This is a genomic window from Aequorivita capsosiphonis DSM 23843 (assembly GCF_000429125.1).
GTDB lineage: Bacteria > Bacteroidota > Bacteroidia > Flavobacteriales > Flavobacteriaceae > Aequorivita > Aequorivita capsosiphonis.
Genome location: NZ_AUBG01000014.1, coordinates 47,830 through 64,012, shown reverse-complemented (window position 1 = coordinate 64,012; position 16,183 = coordinate 47,830). Strand labels below are relative to the sequence as shown.

At 36.6% G+C, this 16,183-nt stretch carries 17 protein-coding genes and 1 pseudogene; 8 read left to right on the top strand and 10 right to left on the bottom strand.

Annotated elements, in window-relative coordinates:
- Positions 1–13: 13 nt before the first annotated feature.
- Positions 14–331, bottom strand: a pseudogene (locus G440_RS21650) (GxxExxY protein).
- Between the two features lie 235 nt (positions 332–566).
- Positions 567–1,127 (bottom strand): L-threonylcarbamoyladenylate synthase, encoded by a 561-nt coding sequence (locus G440_RS0112570; protein ID WP_026451630.1) that lies wholly within the window; start codon positions 1,125–1,127, stop codon positions 567–569.
- 355 nt (positions 1,128–1,482) lie between these two features.
- On the opposite strand from G440_RS0112570, the gene G440_RS0112565 reads away from it, so the two are divergent.
- A complete protein-coding gene (locus tag G440_RS0112565) occupies positions 1,483–2,268 on the top strand; it encodes a glycosyltransferase family 2 protein (RefSeq protein ID WP_026451629.1) in 786 nt (261 codons plus the stop codon).
- Here the strand turns inward: G440_RS0112565 and G440_RS0112560 are convergent.
- Together G440_RS0112560 and G440_RS0112555 are read right to left on the bottom strand one after the other, a co-directional pair.
- Complete coding sequence (locus G440_RS0112560; protein WP_026451628.1) at positions 2,263–3,396, bottom strand: CDP-glycerol glycerophosphotransferase family protein; 1,134 nt, start codon at positions 3,394–3,396, stop codon at positions 2,263–2,265. The genes G440_RS0112565 and G440_RS0112560 overlap by 6 nt on opposite strands.
- A 3-nt stretch (positions 3,397–3,399) precedes the next feature.
- Positions 3,400–4,161 (bottom strand): glycosyltransferase family 2 protein, encoded by a 762-nt coding sequence (locus G440_RS0112555; RefSeq protein ID WP_026451627.1) that lies wholly within the window; start codon positions 4,159–4,161, stop codon positions 3,400–3,402.
- A gap of 59 nt (positions 4,162–4,220) precedes the next feature.
- On the opposite strand from G440_RS0112555, the gene G440_RS0112550 reads away from it, so the two are divergent.
- Positions 4,221–4,925, top strand: coding sequence for a polysaccharide deacetylase family protein (locus G440_RS0112550; protein WP_026451626.1), 705 nt, complete (start codon positions 4,221–4,223; stop codon positions 4,923–4,925).
- 67 nt (positions 4,926–4,992) lie between these two features.
- Here the strand turns inward: G440_RS0112550 and G440_RS0112545 are convergent, their stop codons facing one another.
- Positions 4,993–5,730 carry a glycosyltransferase family 2 protein gene (locus G440_RS0112545; RefSeq protein ID WP_026451625.1) on the bottom strand — a complete coding sequence of 246 codons (738 nt, stop codon included), beginning with the start codon at positions 5,728–5,730 and terminating at the stop codon, positions 4,993–4,995.
- 195 nt (positions 5,731–5,925) lie between these two features.
- Between G440_RS0112545 and G440_RS0112540 the strand changes: the two genes are divergently transcribed.
- A complete protein-coding gene (locus G440_RS0112540) occupies positions 5,926–6,747 on the top strand; it encodes a glycosyltransferase family 2 protein (protein ID WP_026451624.1) in 822 nt (273 codons plus the stop codon).
- Positions 6,748–6,842: 95 nt separating this feature from the next.
- Here G440_RS0112540 and G440_RS0112535 read toward each other — a convergent pair whose 3' ends face one another.
- Positions 6,843–7,919 (bottom strand): glycosyltransferase family 9 protein, encoded by a 1,077-nt coding sequence (locus tag G440_RS0112535; protein ID WP_026451623.1) that lies wholly within the window; start codon positions 7,917–7,919, stop codon positions 6,843–6,845.
- Positions 7,920–8,069: 150 nt separating this feature from the next.
- Between G440_RS0112535 and G440_RS0112530 the strand changes: the two genes are divergently transcribed.
- Positions 8,070–8,819, top strand: coding sequence for a lipopolysaccharide kinase InaA family protein (locus tag G440_RS0112530; RefSeq protein ID WP_026451622.1), 750 nt, complete (start codon positions 8,070–8,072; stop codon positions 8,817–8,819).
- Positions 8,820–8,898: 79 nt separating this feature from the next.
- Here the strand turns inward: G440_RS0112530 and G440_RS0112525 are convergent, their stop codons facing one another.
- A complete protein-coding gene (locus G440_RS0112525) occupies positions 8,899–9,411 on the bottom strand; it encodes a hypothetical protein (RefSeq protein WP_026451621.1) in 513 nt (170 codons plus the stop codon).
- Between the two features lie 58 nt (positions 9,412–9,469).
- A complete protein-coding gene (locus G440_RS0112520; protein WP_026451620.1) occupies positions 9,470–10,285 on the bottom strand; it encodes a 2,3,4,5-tetrahydropyridine-2,6-dicarboxylate N-succinyltransferase in 816 nt (271 codons plus the stop codon).
- A gap of 177 nt (positions 10,286–10,462) precedes the next feature.
- Here G440_RS0112520 and ruvX point away from each other — a divergent pair, with 177 nt between their 5' ends.
- The 4 genes from ruvX to mazG all read left to right on the top strand — a co-directional run bounded on the left by ruvX (position 10,463) and on the right by mazG (position 13,217).
- Positions 10,463–10,873, top strand: coding sequence for a Holliday junction resolvase RuvX (gene ruvX / locus G440_RS0112515; protein ID WP_026451619.1), 411 nt, complete (start codon positions 10,463–10,465; stop codon positions 10,871–10,873).
- A 143-nt stretch (positions 10,874–11,016) separates the two neighbouring features.
- Positions 11,017–11,607 carry a peptide deformylase gene (gene def / locus G440_RS0112510; protein ID WP_026451618.1) on the top strand — a complete coding sequence of 197 codons (591 nt, stop codon included), beginning with the start codon at positions 11,017–11,019 and terminating at the stop codon, positions 11,605–11,607.
- Between the two features lie 65 nt (positions 11,608–11,672).
- Positions 11,673–12,233: a DUF5606 family protein gene (locus tag G440_RS0112505; RefSeq protein WP_026451617.1), complete on the top strand. Its 561-nt coding sequence runs from the start codon at positions 11,673–11,675 to the stop codon at positions 12,231–12,233.
- Positions 12,234–12,443: 210 nt separating this feature from the next.
- Positions 12,444–13,217 (top strand): nucleoside triphosphate pyrophosphohydrolase, encoded by a 774-nt coding sequence (gene mazG, locus G440_RS0112500; protein ID WP_026451616.1) that lies wholly within the window; start codon positions 12,444–12,446, stop codon positions 13,215–13,217.
- Positions 13,218–13,548: 331 nt separating this feature from the next.
- Here the strand turns inward: mazG and G440_RS0112490 are convergent, their stop codons facing one another.
- The gene (locus G440_RS0112490; RefSeq protein ID WP_026451614.1) at positions 13,549–13,800 is read right to left on the bottom strand and encodes a hypothetical protein; all 252 of its coding nucleotides are present in this window, start codon (positions 13,798–13,800) and stop codon (positions 13,549–13,551) included.
- A 12-nt stretch (positions 13,801–13,812) separates the two neighbouring features.
- On the bottom strand, positions 13,813–16,134 hold the full coding sequence (locus tag G440_RS0112485; protein ID WP_034259503.1) for a DUF349 domain-containing protein: 2,322 nt from the start codon (positions 16,132–16,134) through the stop codon (positions 13,813–13,815).
- Between the last annotated feature and the right edge of the window lie 49 nt (positions 16,135–16,183).

The following is a 16,183-nucleotide window of genomic DNA, read 5'->3' as shown; positions in this document are numbered from 1 at the left end:
ATACTATTAAAATTTAGAGTACAATTCTTTTATATTTTAAAAAATCTCTATGAAAATTGATCAAAAGTGCAAGTTTACATTCTGATACTTTTAAATAGTTTATACACTGGGCGAAATGTTTGTCGTGGAACGTTTTTATCGACTTTATTTCGAGAATAATTTTATCCATAACCACAAAATCTGCGTAGAATTTATGGGGGAGAACTATGTCTTTATATTTCACAGAATACATTTTCTCTCTTTCGTAATTGATGTTTTATGATTTAAACTCATACTCCAACGCATCTTTATACACTATTTCAGAAAACCCACCTCCAAGATTATTATGCATCAAACAAGCATCCTACTATATCATAACTTTCTTTTTTATAGATTATGTTGTTCATAATATTCTAATTTTAAAAGATCGATAATTCTCGGCGATTCTCGTTTTAAATATCCCTATTTATTCTTATCTACTCACTCTCCAAGACCGTTTATGCATTATTCGCTTTTTCATCTTTGAACATTAGTGAGTATTCAATATTCCACATACTCCAAAATCATTCGTGCATTTGTGGCATGACTTACTTCCGGATCACCTTCACGCTTCCATCATTTTTCAACTTAATAATCGCCGAGGGCTTTCCCGATTTTTTTTCGTGGTGCAAATTTACAACATAGTCTACGCCTTCCAAAATTAAAGGGTCTATTTCGGCAAAGCTTTGTGGAGTCTTGGCGTCGCTAATATTTGCCGAGGTGGAAACAATAGGTCTGCGAAATTTCTTTATCAACTTCTTGCAGAAATCATCCTTTGCAACTCGCATGGCTAGCGAATTATCTTCTGCAATAATGTTCTCGGCTACGCGAATGGGGTCGTCGTAAATAATGGTCGTTGGTTTTTTTGCGTATTTCAGAATATCATAGGCCACTTCCGGCACATCTTCAATATACTCGTTGAGCATTTTGAAATCGCTTACTAGGCAGATCAAAGATTTTTTATCGCTTCTGTTTTTAAGCTGAAAAACTTTTTCCACAGCTTCGGCATTTGTTGCATCACAACCTATTCCCCAAACAGTATCAGTAGGGTAGAGGATGAGACCGCCTCTTTTTAGGGTTGTAAGGGCGTTTTCAATTTCAGTTTTCATCTGTAGGGTTCGTTTTTTATTCGTGATTTTAGAATTGGATGAACCTTTTCTCGACTCACTAATTATCTTTATTTTTGGAATGCTTTTTATCTTGGACAAGACTCGACGACGCAATAATCAATGAATTTACTTCAAGATATGGTCGGTAAATTTACTATATATTTGTGAGACCAATCATTCTTTTTGTGGGTTGAAAATATAACATAATAGCAATTTTGGGAAATGTATCGAAAATTGATACCTATAATTTTTCTGCCAGCAATAAACCTAGGCTAATCCTAAAATAGATTTCGGAATGTAGAATCGAAAATTGGTTAATATACCCATGACAATTTGGAATATACTTTAAATTTTTATGAAAACATCTCTTTTAATATCAACATATAACTGGCCGGAAGCATTGGAACTTGTTCTGCTTAGTGTTAGTAACCAGTCTGAACCGCCGAATGAGATATTGATTGCGGATGATGGTTCTTCGGAAGCAACTCGAGAACTTATCGAGCGATTTAAAAAAATGTTGGTCGTGCCAATTCATCACCTATGGCACGAGGATAAAGGTTTTCGGAAGGCTGTTATTTTGAATAAAGCCATTGCCGCAGCAAAAGGTGAATACATTGTTCAAGTAGATGGCGATTGCATAATGCACAAGGATTTTATTCGTGATCACAAGGCATTGGCAGAAACTAATGTTTATCTTTTTGGAAGTCGTGTGAATATTCAAGAGGAGTTTCTTCCACAGCTATTCGCTTCACAAAAAATTAAGTTCAATTTTTTTGACAAAGGAATAAAGAAACGAACCCGGAATATTCGTGTTCCCGCACTGAGCAATCTCTACAAAATCACCAATGAGCTCTCTGGAAAAATGCGAGGATGTAATGTTTCCTTTTGGAAGTGTGATGTGATCGCTGTTAACGGATACAATGAGGAATTTGAGGGATGGGGAAGAGAAGATTCAGAACTGATAATAAGGATGATGAATAATGGGGTGCAAGGACGAAGGCTAAGGTATCGTGGAATTGTATATCATATCTGGCATAAAATAAAAGACCAAAGTCGTTTTGAGACCAACGATGAAATTCAGGAGAAATCGATAGCCGAAAATAGCAAATGGTGCAGAAGCGGGATCGATAAATATCTATAAACTCCTGTCTAAATATTCGGTAATTGCCTTTGAAGCTCTTTCGGAAGCAGTGGAACCTTCTTGGGTATAATAATTTTCCGAATTCATTTTTTCCTGAATCGGTTTATATTTTTCCTCAAAGTTTTTTGAAGCATTTTTCAAGGCATCTTCTAGTTCATTGGTGGCGCTTATCACGTCGCCACATTTCCAAAAGCGGTAATTTATGTCGTCTTTAAACTCAATGTTTTCTGGATTTAAGAATATACAAGGCCGAGGATTGACCATGTATTCAAAAACTTGACTGGAAACATCGCCTAAGTAAATATCAGCCTGATTAACATAAGTCATATTCACACTTTTTTCACTGCCCAAGTCTATATAAAAATTCTCGGCGGTGAAGTATTTCTTTGGGATAACAGAACTATTATCTCCTCCCACCTTATTGAAAAGATTAATATGGGGCGCAAAAATGAGATTGTATTGATTTGAATTATAAAAAAACTCCAATACTTCAGGACCATTAAAGTGCCAAGATGAAAATGGCGGTGAAAAATGGGGATTATAAAGCACTGTGGGCTTAGAATTTGAAAATATAGTGTCAGTTCGAATTTTCTCCAGCGCATCAAATTTAGGATAACCTGTAATTTTATGATCACTTTTCAAAAGATCCAAACTTTTTAGGTTTTCGTAATGGAATTTTCCACACAAAAGTAGAAAATCAAAATCCAATGTGTCTTTTGAGTATGCGTAGGCTCTTCCTGGCGTACCGTGTTGCGTAAAGATGAACTTGATGTTTCTATTCCCTCGTGCTTTTAAAAGATAGTGATGAAAATAATCTGTAAATATAACAGCGTCAAAATTATTCAGAATATAGCTTTGATATTTCTTTATCCAAAAACCTTTTCGCGGTAAACTTCTTCCTTTTAGTTTATCGGTAAAAGCCCGAAAGGAGGCAGTAGGTAGGTTTTCAACTATTACATTTTCGCCATGAAGCGTTTTCAGAGAGTCGTGAAGTACTTTATGTGATGCGGGATGCGTTAAAATATGTACTTCATTGTTTTTGGCAAGTTCCACGGCCACACTGACAAAATGATAAATGTGATGGATCTCATCCAGGAATATTATAGCAATCTTATGTTTTCCATTCATAGTTCAATTTATTTTTCGATATAAAAGCCAAAGATTTACATACCTTTTAAAAACTGAAAACGCACTTACATAGGCTAGAATAAAACCTTCTTTTCCATCCAAAACTCCCAGCCTAATTACATATTGATGCCAAAATCGATACCATGGCCTAAAAAGGAAATGATATAGCGTGGGCTTCTTGCCTTTTTCGTAAAGCATTTTGGCCTGTAGCTCACTGTATTGGTGGAGTTTTCCTGTGTAGTGATCAAAAGACTTATAGGTGTGGTGCGGCACACTGTGGCTCAATTTTTCTGTTTTGCCATTGGCATCTATAGTTTCGTGAACGAGGTTTGAGTTGTAACGACACTTATTTTTATTAAAAAACCGAATGACATAGTCCGTTTGAAAGCCGCTGTATTTTATGCGTTTTCCCATAAAATTATAATCGCGTTTCACAAAGTAAGCAATGGCCTTTGGTTTTTTTGAGACTTGTAAAATTTCCATAGCCACGGCCGGCGTTATTTCCTCATCCAGATCAAAGAATGTAACCCAATCATTGTTTGCTTTTGAAATGGCAAAGTTTTTTTGAGAAGAAAAATTATCAAATTTACGTTGGTAAACCTTAACTTTTTCGTGTTTTGAAGCCAAAGCCACGGTTTCATCGCTACTAAAGGAATCTACGATCACAATTTCATCAGCAAACCAAAGCCCTTTAAGGTAAGCTTCAATGTTGTGGGCTTCGTTGAGGGTGATGGCCAGCGCGGAGATTTTTGTAGGGTTTTCCAAGAATGGTTTGTAATTTGCGTAAAAGTAATAATTTTACAGGGATAAAATTGAAAACTGTTATGGCGAAACTACCTATTTTAATGTACCACGATGTTAGTCTTGAAGATGGAAAGGATTTGACCATTTCTGTGAAAAGCCTAGAAAAGCAATTTAAATATTTATCAGAAAATAATTACAAAAGCTACCATTTAGAGGAATTATTGCATTTAAAGGAGTTACCCGAAGGGAAAAACATAGTCATTACTTTTGACGATGCCTACGTGAGTCAAATGCAACTTGCGCTTCTTTTGTTGAAAAAATACAAGCTGAAAGCCACTTTTTTTGTGCCTTTAAACTTTCTTAGTAAGACAGATAGCTGGAATACTTCTTCTTTGGAAATAATGGATTTAAAACAATTAAAGTCATTGGACCCTAAAATCGTGGAACTCGGTTTTCATTCTTTTTATCATAAAAAATACACGGAGCTTTCAAATGCCGAAATAGAAGCCGATACGCGCCGATGCATAGAATTTGTTTCAGTGAATGAACTAAACTTTTCTCCTGCCTTGGCTTATCCTTACGGGAAGTTCCCAAAGGACAAAGAGCGTAACAAAATCTTTAATGAGATAATGCAGCAAAACGGAATTCAATTTGGCCTGCGAATTGGCAACCGAATAAACCAATTTCCCTTTAAGAAACCCTATGAAATTGAAAGAATAGACGTTAAAGGAGAGTGGTCATTATTGAAGTTTAGACAGAAAATTCGGTTTGGAAAATTGTTTTAGACCACAACCAACATCCTCACAGATGGGCAGAACCCCATTGAATTCCACCTTCGGGGGTTAGGGGGCTTTATCGCATTCCTTTTTGAAGCAACAACAATTTTACATAGCGTTGAAAAACTCCATAAGCATTAACTGCGGCAACGGTTAATCCAGGAATACCATCTCGGAATCCGCCTTTTATGATGTAGGAACTAAAGAACCGGTACCCAGGTTTAAAAACTAAGTGAAACCAGGTTGTTTTTTTGTTCTTTTCAAAAAGGTTTTCGGCTTGAAACCAGGCATAAGATTCTTTTTTATTGATGTAATTGCGCAAACCCTTATAAGTAAAATGGAGCATTTTATTTTGCAGCTTGCCAACACTGCCATTGCAGTGTAATTTTTCATGAACTGTTCCCGTAAAATGAGCACCTTCGCGTTTTACAAGACGTAAAACATCGTCACTGTGATGATACAGAAACCGATTCATATAGAAATGCGGGAAATTTATTACGTAACCAGCGTGTTTGGGGTTTTCTATGGATTCTAGGATTTCCGCTTCCAAGGAATGTGTAACGCGCTCATCGGCATCTACAAAAAGCACCCAATCTCCAGTTGCTTCTTTTAATGCGAAGTTTTTCTGATTCGAGAAGTTATCAAACTTTCGTTGTAGAAATTTCGTAGCATATCTTTTGGCGACTTCTGGGGTTTTATCAGTACTGAAGGAGTCAATAATAATGATCTCATCGGCAAAGGAAACTGAGAAAAGCGCATCTTCCAAATAGGCTTCTTCGTTGAAGGTAGGTATGATTACTGTGAGTTTCGGCATATTTTATTATCGACAAATCTGACTGTTGACAGGCAAATACACGAATATCCTATATCCTGAAAGATTTCTAAAACCTTGTAAGTCTTTCTCAAATTATTCGTGTCCCGAAGCTTCGGATGTGGCATTTTTATTTTTTCGAAATTACAACTTTTTTAAACCTAAGCCAACTTGATAAATAACTTTATATTTGCAGGTATGAAGCAATTAGATACCTCTATTATTATAAGTACCTACAATTCCACCGATTGGCTGGAGAAAGTGTTGTATGGTTATAATAATCAAACCTATAGGCAATTTGAAGTGGTAATAGCGGATGACGGCTCTAATGAGGAGACGAGAGAATTGCTTAAAATTATGCAAGAGGAGGTTTTTTACCCAATAATCCATGTATGGCATGAGGACAAAGGTTTTCAGAAATCGCAAATTCTCAACAAGGCCACTTTACATTGCACTACCGAATATATAATTATGAGCGACGGCGATTGTATTCCACGAAAAGATTTTGTGGAGCAACACGTTAAATATAGAGAAGAAGGTTATTTTCTTTCAGGAGGTTATTTTATGCTTCCCATGAATATTTCAGAAACAATAACAAAAGAAGATATTTATACCGAAAAATGTTTTCGTCTTTCATGGTTAAAGAATCTCGGTTTGAAATACTCCTTTAGTAACAATAAATTGGATTCTGGGATTATAAGTTCCGATCTATTAAATTCTTTTACGCCTACCAATCCCAGTTGGAACGGTCATAACTCTTCAGGATGGAAAGCAGATATACTAGCGGTAAATGGTTTTGACGAACGTATGCAGTACGGCGGGCAAGATCGCGAACTCGGGGAGCGGCTAACAAATTTGGGGATAAAAAGTAAACAGATTCGCTATAATGCCGTGGTTTTGCACTTAGATCATCCTAGAGGATATAAAAATCAGGAATCGATTGATAAAAATCAGGCAATTCGTAAGCAAACGCGCGAGCAGAAAAAGAAATGGACCCAGTTTGGGATTGTAAAAGAGTAAGCTATTTCAACGTCTTATTTTAAATCTATAAAAAGCATTTCATCTTTAGAATCTGTAGATTTCACTTTGAAATTTCAGAAGACGTCTCCAAAATTTTATGTTTTCGAATGCGTTTTTAAATGATGCTCCAGGAACGGTTTCAATTTAGAAAGAATCATTTCTGGTGTCAATTCTTTGTAAAGCGCGTTTGGATCTTCTTCAATGGATCTTCGTTCTTCCAAAGTAAAACTGCTGAAAAGATCCGGTTTTTCCTCTAATAAATGTATGGAGTCGTGTTGATTTTCATCTTCAAAACTTGACCAATGCTCTTTGTTTACGTAGGGTGAATAAATGGTGAAAGTAGGCGTATTGACTGCTTTTGTTATATGGACACTGCCACCTTCGTTTGAAACCAGAAGATCACATTTATTTATCAACTTTATAAATCCACGAATGTTGTCCTCGTAAATATCTAGGTTGATCTGGTCTTTATCTTCACACATTTCATAAACCTTAAGGGCTTCTGCTTTTTGATCTGGCATGTAGTTAAAGAGAACGGTACCTTGATAATTTTTGGTTATAAAATCTATTATTTCAACCATATATTCATATGGCATTGATTTTTGCGGTGTGCTACCCAAAATGCCAAGCATGATTATCGGTCTCTGGAGCGAATCGATTCGATTGTAGTTATTCTCTTCTTCTGTTAAGTATATTTTTGGAGTAAATTCGGGGTCTATCAATTCAAAAACTGAAGTGATCATATTGATTCTATCCTCGATTGCCTTGCCACAAGTTTTGGAACGGTTTTCCAACAAACTAATGGGGTGCGTGTAAAAAGGAAACTTTAATTCCTTGTGAGCACGTTTCAATCCAATTCGGTATTCAGCGCGAGAAAAAAGGCACATAAGCCTACTTTGCAACTTGGAATACGGATCAAAAATAATGTCGAAATTTTCTCTATTTATATCGAGAATGGTTTGAAAAAAGGTGGAATAATTTTTAAGTTCATTTTCTTTTACGGCAATAATACGGTCAATATTGGGGTTGTTTTCCAAAACACCCGCAGTGTATTCATAAACAAAATAGGTGACTTCACTTTTAGGAAAAACCTTCTTTATGTTATTAGCAATAACAGAGCTTATTAGCACATCACCAATTCTTTTATTTTGTATTACGAGTATTTTCTTCATAAATATTGTCAGCTCAGACCATCGCCCGATCCTTGTTCACTATAACGGGAGTGTTGTTTTGTTATTAAAATCTCCCCCCTTAGGCTTGGGACGAGGATTTTAAAAGATTACCTTCGCAAAATACCTTTTTTGCTAATATCTTCTTTACAAATGCGAGAGAATTTTGAAATTCACCCAAATTACGCACAATTGGCTGCAAAGCTAAGAGATGTGTTTCACAATTTTTCAGAAAAGGGAGAATATGTTACCCAAGGGGAACGAAATGTGATAAAAAGAATAGACCTTGACGGTAGCTCTGTCAACGTCAAGAAGTTTAAAACTCCGAATGCGTTTCAATCCTTAGTATATGAATTTCTTCGGAAGAGTAAGGCGAAACGATCTTTTGAATATGCTTCAAAGTTGATTGACTTTGGAATAAAAACTCCTTTTCCTGTTGCTTATTTGGAGGTGTTTTCAGGAGGTCTGAAAGAGAGTTTTTACGTAAGTGAACACCTTAGCTACGATTTTGATTTCAGGGAATTAATACACAATCCGAAATTTGAAAATAGAGACGAAATTTTAAGACAGTTTACGCAATTCACTTTTAAATTACACGAAAATGGCGTGAACTTTTTGGACCATTCCCCAGGAAATACGCTGATTGTGGATCGCGGAAACGACAACTACGAATTCTATTTAATTGATTTAAACCGAATGCGTTTTGAACCGATGGATTGTAATGCACGAATGCACAATTTTAGAAGGTTATGGCTTTCAAAAACAATGATTAAGGTGATGGCTACTGAATACGCCCAACTTTACGGCAAAAGTTATGACGAAACTTATGCGCTGATGTCGAAATATAGCCGACAATTTCAAAAGAAAATAAATAGCAAGAAGCTACGAAGAAGAAAAAAATGATTAAACTTAATTGAAAGGAGTAAATCTAAACCCTATAATAAGTCTAATCATTTAAAACTAGATGTCGCTCTGTGCTTTCTTAATTTTCTTTTTGAATTGTAATTTCACTCAAGTTTTTAATAAAGCTAGGTTCTGTTTTCAAATCGGAAGCTGATATTACTAAAATCCGATCCTTCATATCGCTTAGCATTTTCCCATCATTTGAAGTAATAATATAAACAGAATCTCCAAGGCTAGAATTAAATAGCTCATCCCAAGAATAAACTAGTTTAGAACCAGCTGCGTTTTTAAAGATGATAGTGTATTCACTTTGTACTTTTGGATTTTGGGAATTGTACTGTTGCCCTTTTAAAATATCTTTTGCCAAAACTCCCTTCATCTGTTTTGCAGTACTTCCAGACGCATTTTTATAATTTGTAACTGAAACTTCATCGATTATTTTTGGTTGATACTTTTCAATATCGGTTAGACTGAATTTAAGTTCTTTTTTCAGTGCTCCGTTTACAGTAAAGCTATCCGTTGGAGTGGTGTCTTTTTGTGCAAAAACGGAAAATGTAATTAAAAGTAGAACTAGCGTCGATAGTTTTTTCATGATTTCTATTTTAGTTTAAAGTCAGTTGTTATTTTTTTTAAAATTAGTCATATTAATTTTATACTGCCACGCTATATTCGCGCAAAGCATCATTTAACGATGTTTTTAAGTTGGTACTTTCCTTTCGCTTACCAATAATCAGCGCACAAGGAACTTGATATTCCCCAGCGGGAAATTTTTTGGTATAGCTTCCCGGAATAACTACGGAACGATCTGGGACATATCCTTTTATTTCTACCGGATTTTCACCAGTTACATCTATAATTTTTGTGGAAGCAGTAAGCACTACATTGGCGCCCAAAACGGCTTCTTTACCCACGCGAACACCTTCAACCACAATACAACGGGAGCCGATAAAAGCATTGTCTTCAATAATTACAGGTGCAGCTTGCAATGGCTCTAATACGCCACCAATACCCACGCCACCGCTTAGGTGTACGTTTTTACCGATTTGTGCGCAGCTACCCACAGTAGCCCAAGTATCTACCATCGTGCCTTCGTCTACATAAGCCCCAATGTTTACATAACTAGGCATGAGGATGACGCCTCTGGAAATGTAAGCGCCGTGCCTTGCAACAGCATGAGGCACTACACGGATTCCCTTGGCTTCATAACCAGATTTTAATGGAATTTTATCGTGATATTCAAAAATCCCTACTTCCATAGTCTTCATTTTTTGAATAGGGAAATACAGAACGATTGCTTTTTTAACCCATTCGTTCACCTTCCACCCATCTTGAGTTGGTTCTGCGCAGCGCAGTTTACCGCTGTCACAAAGATTAACTACTTCGCGAATGGCGACTATTGTTTCGGTTTCGGTAAGTAGGGAACGGTCTTCCCAGGCTTTTTCTATAGTTTGTTGGAGTTCGGTCATTTTTTTTGAATCAAGATTATAGGGAGGCACGAGCTAAGACTGACAACAAAGACTTTTCTGTCTTGTTTCTTCAAGTCGGGTTTCATGCTTCCATTTTCCACAAATATAAAACCTCCAATTCAATTAAGTAGCGATTTTTAGCATACTATTTCCTAAACCCTTATTTTTGCATTCGATATGGGAAGAATTTTGGCTTTGGATTACGGCAGCAAGCGCACAGGCATTGCCATTACAGACGAAATGAAGTTAATTGCTTCAGGTTTGACTACCGTGGCAACTTCTGAATTGATGGAGTTTTTGAAGAAATATATCGCTTCAGAAAAAGTAGAGCTGATTTTAGTAGGCGAACCAAAGCAAAAAGATGGGACCCATTCCAGCATCGAAGAAGAAATTCAAAAATTTTTAAAGAAATTTTCCAATATATTTTCCGACTTAGAAGTGAAACGAGTTGATGAACGCTATACCAGCAAAATGGCTTTCCAAACCATGATAGACAGCGGCCTGAAAAAGAAACAAAGACGAAATAAAGCCTTGGTTGATGAGATTAGTGCGACGATTATTCTTCAGGAATATCTTTATAATTTATAGAAGAAAGAAGAAAGAGTTTACAGTAGCGATGGCAGTTTACAGTAGACGTGAAATAGGTTACTGGAAAGAATTATTTGAATTAGGCTACTTTCAAGATAAAGTTCGATTTTAATAAAGAATAAAAAATAACAATAGATAATATAATGATTTTACCAATTGTTGCATACGGGGATCCCGTTTTAAGAAAAGAAACCGAAGAAATAACCAAGGAGTATCCAAAGTTGGATGCGGTGCTTGAAAATATGTTCGAAACCATGTACGAAGCGCGTGGTATTGGCCTTGCGGCTCCGCAAGTAAATTTGCCTATTCGTATTTTTATAGTAGATGCAACTCCTTTTGGGGACGATGAAGATCTTACGGAAGAAGAACGGAATTTTTTAGCCACGTTTAAAAGAGTCTTTATCAATGCCCGTATTGTTGAGGAGTCTGGTGATGAATGGGCGTTCAACGAGGGATGTTTAAGCATTCCCGATGTACGTGAGGATGTTTTTCGTCAGCCGGAAATTGTAATTGAGTTTTTTGACGAAAATTTTAAAAAACACAAAGAAACTTTTAAAGGCATTGTTGCTCGAATAATACAGCACGAATATGACCATATAGAGGGTATTCTATTCACTGATAAGCTTTCCCCATTAAAAAAACGTTTAATAAAAAGTAAGCTAAGCAACATTTCTAAAGGGAAAGTGAGTATTGATTATAGAATGAAATTTCCAAATGCAAAAAAGAAACGTTAACAGACTTGTGTATATCAATGAAACCAAAGATATTTGCAAGCGTTAGAAATTTATAAAAGAATTTTATGAGCTTAGAAAAAGTGCTTTCAATCGCCGGCAAGCCCGGTCTTTATAAACTTAAATCACAGACCCGTGCTGGTTTTATAGCAGAGTCTCTTCTAGATGGCAAAACCATTAATGTAAGTGGTCGTCATAACGTTAGCTTGCTCTCTGAGATCGCAATCTATACGTTGACAGAAGAAGTACCACTTCGTGAGGTTTTCAAAAAGATTTCTGAAAAAGAAGAAGGTAAGGAAACCATAAACCACAAAGTTCCAAAGGAAGAACTTGAAGAATTTTTCTTTGGGATTATGCCAGATTATGATGAGGATCGAGTTTATGTAAGCGACATCAAAAAGGTTGTACAATGGTACAATATGCTTGTGAAAAACGGTCTTACAGATTTCTCTGCACCAAAAGAAGAAAAATCATCAACTGCCGATGAAGGATCAGAAGCAGATGTAAAATCTAAAGAAAAAAAGGAAGTGATGCCTAAAAAGGCTGCTGCGCCAAAATCAGCAACACCTAAAGCATCCTCTGCCAAAAAAGGCGCCACAGCAAAAAGTACTGCTGCACGCAAAAAATAATATTAGGTATTTTATTGCTTAATTCAATTTATTCTAAAAATCCCTTAATCCAATATGGTTTAAGGGATTTTCTCTTTTTGAAAAGTTAGCCATCAAATTTATTCGAGAATTGGCGGTAAATGACAAACTTTGTAGTGCCAATTATATTTGAATGATTAATTGGTGTAACTCACAAATCACAATCCTCACATTAACGAATCACAGCATACCATGAACTCACGCAAAATACAACTACAAGCATTTGATAGATTATTGACCATCATGGACGAACTGCGGGAGCAATGCCCGTGGGACAAAAAGCAAACGATGGAAACGCTAAGGCACTTAACTATTGAGGAAACTTATGAGTTGGGCGATGCTATTTTGGAAAACGATCTGGATGAAGTAAAAAAAGAATTAAGTGATGTGCTTTTACATATTGTCTTTTACGCAAAAATTGGTAGTGAAACCAAAGATTTTGACATTGCCGATGTATGTAATTCCATCTGTGAAAAGTTAATTTCCCGCCATCCTCATATTTATGGTGATGTTGTGGTTGCAGATGAAGAAGAAGTAAAGCGGAACTGGGAGAATTTGAAATTAAAAGAGGGTAAAAATAGCGTTTTGGAAGGTGTTCCGAAATCTTTACCATCATTGGTTAAAGCCAGCCGAATTCAAGAAAAAGTTGCAGGGGTAGGTTTTGATTGGGAAGAGCCCCAACAAGTTTTTGAAAAGTTGGAGGAAGAACTGGGAGAGTTGCAGCACGAAATCAATGAAAACAACCAAGATAAGATTGAAGCCGAATTTGGAGATGTTCTTTTCTCCATGATAAACTATGCCCGTTTCCTAAAAGTAAACCCTGAAAACGCATTGGAACGAACCAATAAAAAATTTATAAAACGCTTTCAGTATTTAGAAGTCAAGGCGAAAGAAATGAATAAATCTTTAAAAGATATGACTTTGGCTGAGATGGATGTTTATTGGAATGAAGCTAAAAGTAAGTAGTAGTAGTCAGTGATCAGTGATCAGTGAAAGAAATCGCAGTATTCAGTTGGCAGTAGATTATTCAAGGTTCCAGATTTAAGGTTTATAAACTAAAAATTCCAAATGACAAATTCCAAACTCGCCTGCCGGACGGGCAGGTAAATACCAAAGGATAAAAATTCAAAAAGCAAACAACAAAAAGCTCCAAAAACCAAATTCCAAAGAGCAAAACCGCCTGCACTCCTACGGCGGGTAAACCAGACGGGCAGGTTCCAAAATCCAAAAAAACAAATTTCGACCTTCAAAGGTCCCTGAGTGTTTTGAAAGCACTCCAAATAATAAAAATTAAGAATCAAACTTTCTCGCTTTCAAAATGTATCGAAGGCTCGATTTCAATTTCAGTTGGGAGTCGGTAGTTGAAAATATACTTTGCGACATGGCGTCCCTGCCTGCCGGAGGCTGGTTTGCGAGAGAAGAAAATATTCAAAGAAAATTCGTGAATTCGTGGTAATAAATCCGCAGCCCTCCGCAACGCTATTCTTCCAAATCCAAGAAATATGCCACCCGCAATTGTAAAAAAAAATGCCGAATTTTCATCCGGCATTTTTAAGTTTTATTACTCTCTAACTTCCTTGATTTTCGAAAGCTTTGCTTTCCAAACCTCAAGTTGTTCTTTATGGCGATCAATGTTTTTATTAACTTCAACTACCATTGGATTGTCGTCATCTACGTGACGGAAGAAGCCTAAGTTATTTTCCAGTTGGCGTATCTCGTCTCTGGTTTCGTCAATCTTTTTTGAAATAAAGAAATGTTCGTTCTTTAATTTTCGATCATCTTCTCTGTTGACGAGCGTGTTTAGTTTGTTATCAAACTTGATAAGCTCAGTTTCTTTTTTACCTAAATCCAATTTAGAAAATAGTCCGTCTAGAATCTTATTGAATTTTTGCTCAATATTACGTTTGTTGTAGGGAACACGTCCAATATTTTTCCAAGCGGTAATGTTTTCCTTGATGGATTTTATATCAGCTTTATGATCGCCGCTAAGTTCAAATGAACCCAGTTGTTCCAGCATTTTTTCTTTAGCTTCTAAATGAACAACCTCTTCTTTATTGGCTTGGTTTTTTTCTGCGTGAACGCGGTCAAAGTAATGGTTACAAGCTTTTTTAAATTGTTTCCATATTTTATCACTATCCTTTCGGGGTACGTGACCAATATTTTTCCAATCGTTTTGAATAGTTTTCATCAAAGGGGTTGTAACATCAAAATCCTCACTGTCTTTGTTCTCTTCGGCAGTTTTTATCAACTCCCGTTTCTTTTCCAAATTGGTGTACTGTTCCTTTTTCTGATTTTTATAAAAGCTGTTTTTTTGATGGTTAAAGTTTCCGGTAGCATCTTTAAAAGCTTTCCAGATTTCTTTGTTATTGGCTCTAGGTACGCGACCTGTATTAAAGAAAGCATCCCGAAATTCCTGTGTTTTCTTAATGGCATTTTGCCACCATTGATGACTTGGTTTAGCCTCCTCGGTTGCTTTTTTTATTTCCTCAACAAGCTGTTTTTTCTTTTCGTAATTATCTTCAAAGTCTTTTTCCATTTCGGCCAATTGTCCTTGGCGCTTATCGTGGATCACTTTTGTGGCATCGCTAAATTTATCCCAAACTTCGTCGCGATATTCTTTGGCAACAGGCCCAATTTCCTCTTTCCACATTTTATGGAGCATCTGTAATTCGCGGAATGCCTTATTTACGTTTGCTTCCTGTGCAAGTTCTTCGGCACGGGTAATTAGCTTTAATTTGGCATCTAAGTTGTGTTTAAAATCCAGATCACGGAATTCACGGTTTAGGTGAAGAAAATCGTAGAAATTTTCCACGTGATGATGGTATGTATTCCAAACCGTATTGTATTTGTCTCGTGGAATTGCTCCTGCAAGATGCCATTTTTCTTGAATATCCTTAAAATGCTTGTAAGTGGTGTTAATATTTTCCTCTGTGTTTAAAAGGCTCTTGAGTTCTTCAATTAACTCCCATCGCTTATCTAAGTTGGACTGTAAATCCTTTTTAAGGGTTTTATAATGGTTGTTGCGTTTTTCTTTATAGTCGAAATAAAGTGAATTAAAATCCTTTTTAAGTGGAGTAGTGTAGTGGAAGTCGATGATATTTCCCCCTTCCGCAAGAAACTCTTCTTTCTTCTGCTCTAATTCTTCATTAAACTGACTGTTAAATTCAGAACGAATTTCCTCAACATCGTGTTTTAATTCTTGTATTTTTTTGGACTTTAGAAGTGTGTCCAAAGCAGCAACTAATTCTTTTTTTGAAAGTGTACTGTAATCTTTTTGAGCTTTTTCTTCGCTATCGTCCCCTTCTTCATCCTCATCTTCCGAAGATTCTACCTCCTCTTCATCCTCCGAAGCTTTAGCGTAGGACGGATCTTCATCTTCCTCATCATCTTCCGAAGATTCTACCTCCTCTTCATCCTCCGTAGCTTTAGCGAAGGATGGGTCTTCATCCTCCGTAGCTTTAGCGAAGGATGGGTCTTCACCCTCCGTAGCTTTAGCGAAGGATGGATCATCCTCCGAAGCTTCAATCTTTTCGTTAGAAGTTGCTTCTGTCGATTCTTTATCCGCTACTGATTTCTTTTCAGCAAGCATCGCTTCCTCAACACCATCCCCCCCTTCGTCCTCCGAAGCTTTAGCGTAGGATGGACCTTCGTCCTCCGAAGCTTTAGCGTAGGATGGATCGTCCTCCGAAGCTTCAGCAGGAGAAGGCCTTTCTGTATTTGCGTCATCTACTGAGTTTTCTTCTGCAGTAATTTCGGTTTCGGTTTTTTCAGAAGCTTCCTTTGGAACTTCAGGGTTTTCAGAAGTAGTTTGAGAGTCCTGAGGAGTATCTGTTGTAGGGATTTCTTTTTCGTTTTCTTCTTGCGGCAATTTTTCGTCGGACATTTGTTTCAATGTTTAAGTTCATTTTTCTTTGAGCGTCAATATACTAACA

What these genes read in the sequence shown, in the direction of transcription:
- mazG (WP_026451616.1), top strand. Translation starts at nt 12,444, where the DNA reads ATGAACTCACGCAAAATACAACTACAAGCATTTGATAGATTATTGACC.
- def (WP_026451618.1), top strand. Translation starts at nt 11,017, where the DNA reads ATGATTTTACCAATTGTTGCATACGGGGATCCCGTTTTAAGAAAAGAA.
- G440_RS0112570 (WP_026451630.1), bottom strand. Translation starts at nt 1,127, where the DNA reads ATGAAAACTGAAATTGAAAACGCCCTTACAACCCTAAAAAGAGGCGGT.
- G440_RS0112545 (WP_026451625.1), bottom strand. Translation starts at nt 5,730, where the DNA reads ATGCCGAAACTCACAGTAATCATACCTACCTTCAACGAAGAAGCCTAT.
- G440_RS0112485 (WP_034259503.1), bottom strand. Translation starts at nt 16,134, where the DNA reads ATGTCCGACGAAAAATTGCCGCAAGAAGAAAACGAAAAAGAAATCCCT.
- G440_RS0112550 (WP_026451626.1), top strand. Translation starts at nt 4,221, where the DNA reads ATGGCGAAACTACCTATTTTAATGTACCACGATGTTAGTCTTGAAGAT.
- G440_RS0112565 (WP_026451629.1), top strand. Translation starts at nt 1,483, where the DNA reads ATGAAAACATCTCTTTTAATATCAACATATAACTGGCCGGAAGCATTG.
- G440_RS0112525 (WP_026451621.1), bottom strand. Translation starts at nt 9,411, where the DNA reads ATGAAAAAACTATCGACGCTAGTTCTACTTTTAATTACATTTTCCGTT.
- G440_RS0112535 (WP_026451623.1), bottom strand. Translation starts at nt 7,919, where the DNA reads ATGAAGAAAATACTCGTAATACAAAATAAAAGAATTGGTGATGTGCTA.
- ruvX (WP_026451619.1), top strand. Translation starts at nt 10,463, where the DNA reads ATGGGAAGAATTTTGGCTTTGGATTACGGCAGCAAGCGCACAGGCATT.
- G440_RS0112505 (WP_026451617.1), top strand. Translation starts at nt 11,673, where the DNA reads ATGAGCTTAGAAAAAGTGCTTTCAATCGCCGGCAAGCCCGGTCTTTAT.
- G440_RS0112530 (WP_026451622.1), top strand. Translation starts at nt 8,070, where the DNA reads ATGCGAGAGAATTTTGAAATTCACCCAAATTACGCACAATTGGCTGCA.
- G440_RS0112490 (WP_026451614.1), bottom strand. Translation starts at nt 13,800, where the DNA reads ATGCCGGATGAAAATTCGGCATTTTTTTTTACAATTGCGGGTGGCATA.
- G440_RS0112540 (WP_026451624.1), top strand. Translation starts at nt 5,926, where the DNA reads ATGAAGCAATTAGATACCTCTATTATTATAAGTACCTACAATTCCACC.
- G440_RS0112560 (WP_026451628.1), bottom strand. Translation starts at nt 3,396, where the DNA reads ATGAATGGAAAACATAAGATTGCTATAATATTCCTGGATGAGATCCAT.
- G440_RS0112520 (WP_026451620.1), bottom strand. Translation starts at nt 10,285, where the DNA reads ATGACCGAACTCCAACAAACTATAGAAAAAGCCTGGGAAGACCGTTCC.